The following is a 10,424-nucleotide window of genomic DNA, read 5'->3' on the forward strand; positions in this document are numbered from 1 at the left end:
TTGGCCAGCACGATGACCTCGACGGTGTTTTCGCTGATGGACTCTGGTGCCAGGGTGCCACCGGATGCCTTGGGTACTTCCGGCATTTTCAGTTCGTTGCGCGTGCCCACCACGCCGAATGTCGAGCCGCTGGAGATCTTCGCTGCGCCACCGGCGGCCGGAATGGCGGTGTAGTACACGTACGCCTGGCTGTCGATCAGCACGGCGGCCACGTCCTTGGGCACCTGGAAGTTGAGAAAGCGGTTGCTGCCCAGCTGCTGGGCCGGGGTGCTGAAATCCTGGAAAGGGCCTTCCACCGGCCGTCCGGTCCAGTGCACGACGATGTTGTCGTCGACGGCGATGGTCGAATAGCGATTGACGCGGATTTCCACCAGGCCGTCGGTGATGGTATCCAGATGCAGGTCGCCGGTCTGGGTGCCTTCCACGGTCGGCTCGGGCAACGAGCCTCGTGCATACACGGTGGTCAGCACGCTGGGGCTGTAGCGTGAATAGTTCTGCACCTTGTCGCGGATGCTGTAGCGCACGATCAGGTCGGCGCCGGGACGGGCGGCAATGACGCTGTTGGGCACGGTGATGGTGATGCTGCGGTTGAGGTCGCTGGTTTGCAGCGGGCCGTAGTGAATGGCCGTGCCGGCCCAGAACAGGGTGACGATATCGCCCTCGCTCTGGTGGGTGTATTGCTGGATCGTCACCGGCAGGTCGCCCACCAGGCTGACGTCGGAGATGAGGTCCGGCACGCCATAGGGCAGCCCGAGATTGGGGTTCAGCGAAGGATCGCTGGCGTCCGGCGGTTCCGGCGGGTCGCCAGGCACCGTCAGCTTGATCGGCACCACCAGCGACTGCGATGCCCGCTCGTTACCGGCTGAATCCTTGACGTGGTAGTGCAGCGTCGCCTCGAGCGCGTCGGGGGAAATGTAGTATGCATCGGCAACCAACGCCTGAGTGGCGGTGGCGTCGGTCACCGTGGCGAAGTCCATGTAACCGTCATTCCAGTAAAGGTCGATGATGTCATTCACCGCCACACCCACGTAGGGCTCTACCAGCACGGTGATCAGGCCTTTGTCGTAGTCGTCTTTGTTGATGCCGCCATGGGAGATCGCGGCCGGTACCAGGGGTGCGTAGATGTTGGGGTCGGGCGCCACGCCACCATGTCGGGCATCGTGGTTGACATGGTCGCTGCCATAGGCGGCTTTGCGGATGGCGCGTAGTAACGAACGGGGTGGATTTTTCACGATGGATCACCTCGGGGAAGTTGAGGGAATATCGAAGAGTAGAGAGGCGAGCAATCAAGCAGCAGTCACCTGAGAGAACAAGTTAGGCTTGAAAACTGGAAAGTGCAAATAACGGGAAGAGTGACAAACTTGGTAAGTTTTCGCGCCCAAGTCTATGTGATACATACGTTTTATTCGCATAACGATTGAATGCGAGGACTCAAGAAAATTTAGTATATTTTTGTACTTTGGATGCAGCTATAAAAAATAATATTCAACATTGCACTGAAAGTAAAAAGGCGAGCTTTTGCATGTATTAGTTGGGTCGTTCAAATACGGAAAATCTACTTGCCCAGCAGGTCCCTTGCCTACGCAGAAACGGTGTAGGGGGTTGTGCCATGGCAGAGGCAACAGCAGCGCATTCACCACTGTTGCCTGCCTTTGCGGGATCAGAAGCTGTAGCGCAGGCCGACGTTCACGCCCCAGGGTTGCTCCAGGTTGCGACCCTTGGCGTAGTCGAACTCGGTGTGCAACTGCAAGCGGTCGGACATCTGCGCGGCCAGGCCCAGGCCGAATTCGCCGCGGCTGCCGGACAGGTCGTTGGTGAAGCGGTTGCCATTGACCTTGACCTGGTTGTTGCTGGCGAACTCGTGGGCCAAAGCGGCTTTGGCGTAGTACTCGAAGGTGCCGCCGGCATCCAGCTCAAGCGTTTGGCTGAGCTTGGCACCGGCTTTGGCCAGCAGCGAGTCGGCATGGTTGCTGTCAGCTTCCATGCCGCTGTTCAACGTGTAACCTTGCCCCTGCACCTTCAAAGCCGACACTTGGGCGAAAGGCGTGACAGCAACGGTTTCAGTCACAGCAATCCGTCGGCCTGCTTCCAGCGAGGCACCGATGCCATGGTGGCTGTAGCTGCCTCGGCTGCGGGTACCATCGCTCATGCGCACCTCGGAGCTGTTCTGGAAGCGGTTGAGCTTGGCCAATGCGTCGACGTAATAGCCGTCATCGCCCAGCCACGTGCCGTAGACACCCAGGTAGAAGCTGTCCACTTCGCCTGAAGTGCCGCCTTTGAGGTCCAGGTCGGATTTGCTGTAGCCGACCAAGGCACCGACCAAGGCGGTGCCGTTGTCCACCATCAACGGGGCGTCCGCGCCGAGGCTGAGACCGTTCTGCTGCTGTCGGTACGCCACACCGCCGCCCGCCGACAGGTTGTATTTATTGCCGTAGGCCCGCGTCCAAAGGCCGCCCTCGGCCTTGCCCATGCGCAGCTCGCCCATGCGGCTGCGCAGGGTGCTCAGCTCGCCGTACCACACGCTGGGCGCAGCGCTGAACAAGCCAAGCACCGATGCGGTACCTGGGGTCACCACGTTGCCAGGGCGCTGCACCAGCTGCCAGTCGTCGCCTGTTTGTTTCAGATCGTAAACGAAGGTACCCAGGTCTATCTGGCCGCCCAGCGCAGCGAAACGCGCGTCACCGCCCGCGGTCTTGACCACGGTCAATGGGTCTTGCCCTTCGGCGACGTCGGTACCGGTGTTGTGAATGGCCAGCAAGTGGTCGCCGGTGGCCTGGCCGGTGATCACCAGCGTGTCGCCCTGGCCTGTGGCCAGATCGGTGCCCAGGCCAAAGGTGCCATTGCCGGCGAGGCTGCCCAGCGTCAGTTCGCGGAAGGCGCCGGACGTACCACCCAAATCGATGCGTCCGCCATTCATGCTGACGTCACCGATGCTGGCGCTCTGGGTCATGCGCCACAATGCGCCGCTGTCGACGGCCAGGCTGGACACCCCGGCCATGGTGCCGGTCAGGCGGGCGTTGTCTTGCAGAGTAATGGAGGTGGTCGAGTCCGAGTCGATCTGTATGTCGCCGGTCAAGTCGGTATTGGCAGCGGTGAAATCCACCGTGGTATTGGCACCGGCTTGCAGAATGACACCATTGCCGCCCAGCAGCGTCGCACCATTGCGCACAATGATCGAGGCTTGGACGGGTGAGGCGTTGCGTGTCTGTACGGCGATTGCCGCGCCTCGCTGACCTTCGACGCGAGCGTTGTCCACCACCAGGTTGCTGGCGCGCGGTACGGGCACGAAGGTGTCCATGCTCAATACAGCGCCATGCATCTCGCCAACCACGTTGCTGCCCTGGGTCACATTGATGTCGCCACTGAGCATCAGGATCCCGTTGCCACCCCGGAGCAAACTGGTGTTGGCCGTTCGACCCAGCACTTGGGTGTTGGCCAGCGTGATAGCGTTGTTGTAGTTGGCGGAGACGCCGCTGCCGCTGCCCAGCAATACGCTGTCGAACACACTGACCTGGGCGCCGCTGGTCTCCCTGCCATTGCTGGCGATCAGCGCGTAGTTGCCGGTGCTGACCACTGTGCTACCGGTGATGCTGGCGGTGCTTTGGCTGACCCTGACCCCAACTGCCGCGCCCCCGTTGATCTGCGCGTTCTCCGCGCGTAGCGCAGAACCGGTGGACACTTCGATGCCCAGGGTTTTTGCGCCTTTAACGTGAAGGGAGGCCCCCTCGCGCAAGCGCCAATCGGTAATGGCGGCCTCGGGGTAGATCACCAGGGCGTCCCCTGGGCCGGTCAGATCGCGTGCCGCAGCGACTTCAGCACCGTCCAGTACGAGAAGCCCAGCAGCGAAGCTGCCGGGCAGGATGAAACGTGAAACGAACCTGCTCATGATTGAGAACCTTGCGATGCAATCGTAGGATTTGCCGAAGGGCAATTGCGGGCCGCAAGCTTAGGTTCATGAAGTTTTAATATCTGTAGGACGCGTCCGAATCACGTGTGGGCTCAACGCACCCTACAAACTATTCCTACCAGGCATAGCGTAGGCCGAGGCTTCCTCCCCATGGCTGTTCGATGTTCTCGCCATTGCTGTAGTCGAAATCGGCGTGCAACTGCAGGCGATCGGAGATCTGCGCGATTACACCGGCACCCAACTCGCCGCGGGTGCCCGAGAGGTCGTTGGTGAAGCGGTTGGCGTTGACCTTGACACGATTGGCATCGGCGAATTCATGGGCCGCCGCCACCTTGATGTAAGGCTGCACCAAGCCGCCATTGGCCAACGGAAAATTACGCCCGACATGCGTACCTACCTTGCCCAGCCACGAATCGGCGCCGTTGCTGCGTGCCTGCATGCCATTGTCCAGGTCGTAGCGCTCACCTTGCACCCACAGCGCCGACATCTGCGCGAAGGGTTCCAGGTACCAATTGTCGGCGAGCTTTATGTGCTTGCCCACTTCCAGCGATGCGCCTACGCCATGGTTGTCGTACTTGCCACCGGTGCGACTGCCATCGCTGACGCGCACGTCGGACTCGTTCTGGAAGCGGTTGAGCTTGACCACGCCGTCCACGTAGTAGCCGCCTTCGGACAGCCAGGTGCTGTACAGCCCCAGGTAGTAGCTGTCGACCTCACCGGAAGTGCCTGCTGCCAGGTCCAGGTCGGAGCGACTGTAGCCGCCCATCACGCCTACCAACCATTGGCCATTACTGGCCGGCAGCGGCGCATCGACCCCAAAGGTCAGCCCCTGCTGGCGCTGCCTATAGGCCACACCACCCCCGGCCGACAGGTCGTAACGCCCGCCATAGGTGCGCACCCAGGCGCCACTGGTGCCACGGCCCAGGCGCAGTTCACCCATGCGGCTGCGCAGGGTAGAGAGCTCGCCGTACCACACCGTGGGTGCGGCGCTGAACAGGCCGATCACCGAACGCGCTCCGGGGGTGACCACCGGACCGCCGCCGTCCCCAGGATTGCCGGGATCTACCGGATCGACGGGGATAACCGGATCCACCGGGTCTACCGGGATAACAGGATCTACCGGATCTACCGGATCTATCGGACCTCCTGGGTCCACTGGATCAACGGGATCGACGCCCCCCCGCTGAACCAGCAACCAATCCTCCCCTCGCTTCTGCAGATCGTAGACGTACGTGCCCGCATCGACCTGGCCGCCCAGCACGGCGAAGGTGCCCGCGCCACCGCCGGTCTGCACCACGGTCAGGGTCGTACCCGGCTCCGGGTCGACCCCGCTGCTGCTGTTGTGGATGGCTAACTCGTGGCTGCCGGCGGCCTCGCCGGTCACCACCAGGCGATCACCCTGTACGGTGCCCAGGTCGGTGTTCAGGTCGAAGATGCCGCTGCCGCTCAAACTGCCTGTCTGCAAGGTTCGGTAGGCGCCGCTGCGGCCACCCAGTGCCACCCTGCTGCCGTTCATGGCCAGGCTGGCTATCTGCGAGTCGCCTGTCATGTTCCACAGGGAACCGTCAGCCATACCGACATCTCCCGCCTGGCTCAACTGACCACTGAATGTCGAAGCGCGATTCAGATTCAGGTTCAGTGGCCCCTGGCCGTTGCCTTCCCAGGTGCTTGCGTCCAGTGTCATGTTCGCCGTGGAGGTATCGGCGACAGTGACGTTGCCGGTCAAGCTGCTGTTGCCCAGGTTGAGCTGGGCCTGCGAGGCTTCACTGACGTTCGTGTCGCCAACCCAGCTGCTCTGTTCCAGGCTCAGGTCGAGGCGCGAGCCGCCGGTGAGCAGGGCATTGCCGGTCAACGTACTGGCTTCGCGGCTGACCAGGGTCAGCGTGCTGGCCCCCCCCAGCAGCATGTCGCCGGTCAGGCTGCTGACCTGGCCCAGATCGGCCGTCACCTGCGAGGCATCTGCCAGGCTCAAGCCGCCGTTCAAGGCACTGGCGGCCACTTGCAGATCCAAGGTCGACGCCTGCGTCACTTCCACCGCTATGCCATCGCCCCCGGTCAGGCTGGAACCATTGGCCAGGGTCAACCTTCCGGCTGTGGCCAGTGGATACAGCGTGGCCCCGACCAACACCGCGCTGCCGCGAGTACCTTGCAGGCTCGACCCATCGAGCGCCAGGTTGGTGGCTGCACGTGGTGTGCCGCTGCCGCCACCGTTGGCGATCAATGTGGCGCCATGGTTGGCGCCTATGGCGCTGCTCTGCACCAGGTTCATGTCCGATGACAGCACCGACAGCCCCACCCCTCCCAGATAAGGCTGCGTGCGGCCATCGTCGGTGCCGGATATCTGCGAACCGCTGATATTCACCACAGCCCCGGTGCTGCCCTGGATGCCTCGGCCGAAACCGGTGACCGTACTGTTGGTCAGCGTCAGGACGGCGGGCGTGCCGGCCACCATCGTGATACCGATGGCTGAAGCGGCACTGAGTACGCTATTGGCCACCGTGGCCGTGGAAGCGTCCAGGCGCAAGGCTTCGAAACGTGCGCGCGCGGTGACCGTGGCACCGTCCAGCCCGGCCGTACTGCCCAGGCGCAAGCCGATGTCCAGGGTTTGGCCCCCAGGGCTGACAAACAGCGAACCGCCTCGCAGGACCGACCATTCCTCGACCGGTGAACCTGGGCCGACCCTGCCGATGGAAAAGGGCCCATCCACCACGGCCGCCATTACCTCGCCAGATACACTTAATACGACTGCAACGCCCAGCAACGGGCGCCACTTGATACCACCCTGAACAATAGTTTTCATGACTGCCACCTTTGAATTTATTTATTCAAAAAGTTACTCTGGATCATCCATCCGAAGTGGCAGTGTAGTTGCAAATCAGGCTTCATCTAGTTGAATAATAATTTTCAGAATTAGCTGGATTTAAACATTGAAATGACTCCAATCGGTGCTAGCTTAAATATCGCACCAGGCCAATTACGCCTCGCACGAAGCCGCACCGAAACTTGCAGCGTGTAAATAATCAATCACTCGCAGCCGTTGTGAAAACGCTTATTCATACTGCGTGCCTCGGTCTATATCAGTTCAGTACTGGAGATTGAAAAATGGGAACGTCCAACGCGATTTTTCAGGCGCCAAGCGCGCGTCCGGCAGATGCAGCCGTCACTGTGTACAAGGTTCACAAGAAAGGCCGAGCGGATCCGGCGTCGCCCAGCAAGCGCTCGGCGAGCCTGCGGGCAGGCGTGGGCATATTGGTGGACGATGGTCCATCGGCGTCGGTACCCGAGGCCATTCCCGGGCACCCGCAGAACCTGATTCCTGCAAGCAAGAACAACAGTCCATTCAAGATCTCCATTCCAAACCACACGAGCATCGTCGATGGCGACCTGGTCCGCTTGATACTCGACAATGTGCCTATCAACGTTCCAGCCGTGGACGCTGCAGAGGTAGGCAATGGTTATATCCGCGAATTCGACGCAACCCTGGCTCACGGTGTACACCAGGTTACCTACGAGCTGGAGGATGGCGGCGGCAATGTGATTCGGGGTAACCCACCGATCCCTTTGCGTATCGACCGTGAAGCGCCCGGCGGGACTTTGATGCCATCGCTGATCTTTGCCCAAGATGTAGTTGACGGAGGTGTGACCCTGGACAAATTGGTTGCAGGCACTTCCGGCGGTCTAGTGCTGAAGACACTGCTGCCAGACTACTACGGCATGGAAGATGGCGACATAGTCAAACCTTTTTACAGAGCAGTATCAGGGGGGTCTGAGCTGCTCATCGTGTCGGCGCAGAAGGAGGTGCCTGTGGGCGGCGCGGGCGAAGATCTGGAGCTTGAAATTCCGTTGGCCGCGTTGCAGGCCATGAATGACGGCAAGCGCTATTTCGGGTACACGCTCACCGACGTGGCGGGCAATGTCAGCCGTGGGCGCGCAGAGGACAGTGCCGTAATCGTGCTGGTCAGCAGCGCACCAGTGGACGGTGATCTGGATCTACCAGACATCGCGCTGTTCAGTGACGACGACTTGATCAGCGAAGCCGATGCGCGCACGCCGGTCCACGTCAAAATTCCCGAAATCCCCAAGTCCGCCGATGGCGACGAAGTGATTTTCTACCTCGGCACCTCGAGTACATCGAGACTGCGCATCAGCACAGCGGACCTCGGCAAACCCTTCGTGCTGGAGTTCGACCTGCCGTTTGACTTCGTTGCCAACGGTGGCGGTACGGGGTCACCGCAACGGTACACAGCAGAGGGGTACTACGAAATCTACCGTGGCGCTGTAAAAATGGCCACTTCGGGAGCCAACCCCGTGTTGGTGGATATCACCATACCCGCCGGCCCAGACCCAGACCCCAACACTCCAGAAAATGATCTGTTGAGGGTGGTCACGGTCGAGGCAGACAGTGGTGCTGTGGATTTCATCGATGACGCTGACTTGCAGAAGGACGCCAAAGTCATCGTTCCCTTCTACGCCGACAACACTGCCACGCCTCCGGTCGATAGCGAATACCTGCTGGCCAACGATGTCATCACCGTCTATTGGGGCGGTACTGCGCTGGCTAACAGGAAAACCGTACTGGCCGGCGACATTGCTTCCAAGATACCGCTGGTAATCACTGCAACATCGGCTGAAATGAAGGCCAAAGGGCCTGGTATCAAAGCTGTCCACTACACCGTGGCGCGTGCAACATCAGGCACGCCATCGGCGACCAACGTGGCCCTGTCGTTTGCCAAGGACGTACAAGTTATTTCTCAGGATCTGCTGCCAGGCGGACCCGGGGGATTGCCCGCAGGAGAGTTCACAGAGCGCAGGCAGGCACAAAACTCCTTGAACAAGGCGCAGCTGCAGGACGGTACGCCATTCCGTGTGCTCCTGGATTACGACAACGTGGCCGAGGGCGACGAGATCAGCCTCACTCTGCAGGGGTATTACGGCCTTACCGGCGCAGGCACCGAAACGCCCAACATGAAGCTCGATCTGAGCTACGTATTGACGCGGGACGATATCCAGCTGCCGGGTGGCCCTGTCAAACATCACGACTTCCTGATTCCAGCCACGTACTTCTCCAAGAAGTGGGTGAATGAGCCCGTTGGGCAGGGATCGGTAACGGCCGTGTACTCCATTGAAAATACCTACGGCACTGGCGGCCCTTCTGTTCCGGTGTTCGTACGTTGCTACGCACTGGACTTGTAGCAGCGTTACCCCTCGCCGGCAGGCAACTGTCGGCGAGGGGCCTACCAGCTCTTTGTCATGAGTGATCTCAACTCCACTTGAGGTGATCCATCGTGAAAAATCCACCCCGTTCGTTACTACGCGCCATCCGCAAAGCCGCCTATGGCAGCGACCATGTCAACCACGGTGCCCGACATGGTGGCGTGGCGCCCGACCCCAATATCTACGCACCCCTGGTACCGGCCGCGATCTCCCACGGCGGCATCAACAAAGACGACTACGACAACGGCCTGATTACCGTGCTGGTAGAGCCCTATGTGGGTATGGCCGTGAATGACATCATCGACCTCTACTGGGATGACAGTTACATCGACTACACCAGGGTGACCGACGCCACCGCCACTCAGGCGTTGATTGCCGACGCGTACTACATTTCCCCCGACGCGCTCGAGGCGACGCTGCACTACCACGTCAAGGATCCAGCCGGTAACGAGCGGGCATCGCAGTCGCTGGTAGTGCCGATCAAGCTGACGGTGCCTGGCGACCCGCCCGAGCCGCCGGACGCCAGCGATCCTTCGCTGAACCCCAATCTCGGGCTGCCCTACGGCGTGCCGGACCTCATCTCCGACGTCAGCCTGGTGGGCGACCTGGCGGTGACGATCTAGCAATACGCTCACCAGAGCGAGGGCGATATCGTCACCCTGTTCTGGGCCGGCACGGCCATTCACTATGGCCCGCTGCAAACCAGCGACCTCAACCGCAGCATCACCATCACCGTGCCCAACAGCGTCATTGCCGCCCGCCCCGGCGCCGACCTGATCGTGCGCTACAGCATCCGCGACAAGGTGCAGAACTATTCGCGCTACAGCCCCAGCGTGCTGACCACCGTGTATGCGCGTGGCTCATTGCCCGAGCCGACCGTGGAAGGTACCCAGACCGGCGACCTGCTCATCGGCAACATTACCGATGGGCAGGTCGAGGTACGCGTCAACCGTTATCCGGACATCGCCACCACCGACAACATCGTCGTGCACTGGACCGGGCGGCCGGTGGACGGCGCGTTTCAAGACTACAGCACCCCGGCCCAGCAGCTGGGCAGCAACCGCTTTCTCAACTTCCAGGTGCCCAAGGACGTGGCCGCCGTGCTGATCGACAGCCAGGCGTACGTGTACTACACCGCCATTCCGGCCGCCGGTGGCGCGGCCAAGATCTCCAGCGGCTCGACCTTCGGCGTGGTGGGCACGCGCAACGAACTGAAAATGCCGGAAGTGCCCAAGGCATCCGGTGGCACCCTGGCACCAGAGTCCATCAGCGAAAACACCGTCGAGGTCATCGTGCTGGCCAA

5 protein-coding genes and 1 pseudogene are annotated in these 10,424 nt (G+C 61.1%); 3 read left to right on the forward strand and 3 right to left on the reverse strand.

Annotation, left to right across the window (positions count from 1 at the left end; all coding sequences use genetic code 11):
• The 3 genes from IFT80_RS21415 to IFT80_RS21425 form a co-directional block, all read right to left on the reverse strand.
• Positions 1–1,232: hypothetical protein (locus tag IFT80_RS21415; protein WP_192138370.1), on the reverse strand; the 1,232-nt coding region annotated here is incomplete at its 3' end.
• Positions 1,233–1,660: 428 nt separating this feature from the next.
• Complete coding sequence (locus IFT80_RS21420; RefSeq protein ID WP_192138372.1) at positions 1,661–3,886, reverse strand: autotransporter outer membrane beta-barrel domain-containing protein; 2,226 nt, start codon at positions 3,884–3,886, stop codon at positions 1,661–1,663.
• A gap of 136 nt (positions 3,887–4,022) precedes the next feature.
• The gene (locus IFT80_RS21425) at positions 4,023–6,707 is read right to left on the reverse strand and encodes an autotransporter outer membrane beta-barrel domain-containing protein (RefSeq protein WP_192138374.1); all 2,685 of its coding nucleotides are present in this window, start codon (positions 6,705–6,707) and stop codon (positions 4,023–4,025) included.
• A gap of 302 nt (positions 6,708–7,009) precedes the next feature.
• Here IFT80_RS21425 and IFT80_RS21430 point away from each other — a divergent pair, with 302 nt between their 5' ends.
• The 3 genes and pseudogenes from IFT80_RS21430 to IFT80_RS21440 form a co-directional block, all read left to right on the forward strand.
• Positions 7,010–9,100, forward strand: coding sequence for a hypothetical protein (locus tag IFT80_RS21430; protein WP_192138376.1), 2,091 nt, complete (start codon positions 7,010–7,012; stop codon positions 9,098–9,100).
• 92 nt (positions 9,101–9,192) lie between these two features.
• The gene (locus IFT80_RS21435; protein ID WP_192138378.1) at positions 9,193–9,744 is read left to right on the forward strand and encodes a hypothetical protein; all 552 of its coding nucleotides are present in this window, start codon (positions 9,193–9,195) and stop codon (positions 9,742–9,744) included.
• Positions 9,745–9,855: 111 nt separating this feature from the next.
• Positions 9,856–10,424, forward strand: a pseudogene (locus tag IFT80_RS21440) (hypothetical protein); the annotation flags it as partial.

The sequence above is a fragment of the Pseudomonas sp. CFBP 8771 genome (assembly GCF_014841695.1).
GTDB classification, from domain to species: domain Bacteria; phylum Pseudomonadota; class Gammaproteobacteria; order Pseudomonadales; family Pseudomonadaceae; genus Aquipseudomonas; species Aquipseudomonas baltica.

What these genes read in the sequence shown, in the direction of transcription:
- IFT80_RS21430 (WP_192138376.1), top strand. Translation starts at nt 7,010, where the DNA reads ATGGGAACGTCCAACGCGATTTTTCAGGCGCCAAGCGCGCGTCCGGCA.
- IFT80_RS21420 (WP_192138372.1), bottom strand. Translation starts at nt 3,886, where the DNA reads ATGAGCAGGTTCGTTTCACGTTTCATCCTGCCCGGCAGCTTCGCTGCT.
- IFT80_RS21425 (WP_192138374.1), bottom strand. Translation starts at nt 6,707, where the DNA reads ATGAAAACTATTGTTCAGGGTGGTATCAAGTGGCGCCCGTTGCTGGGC.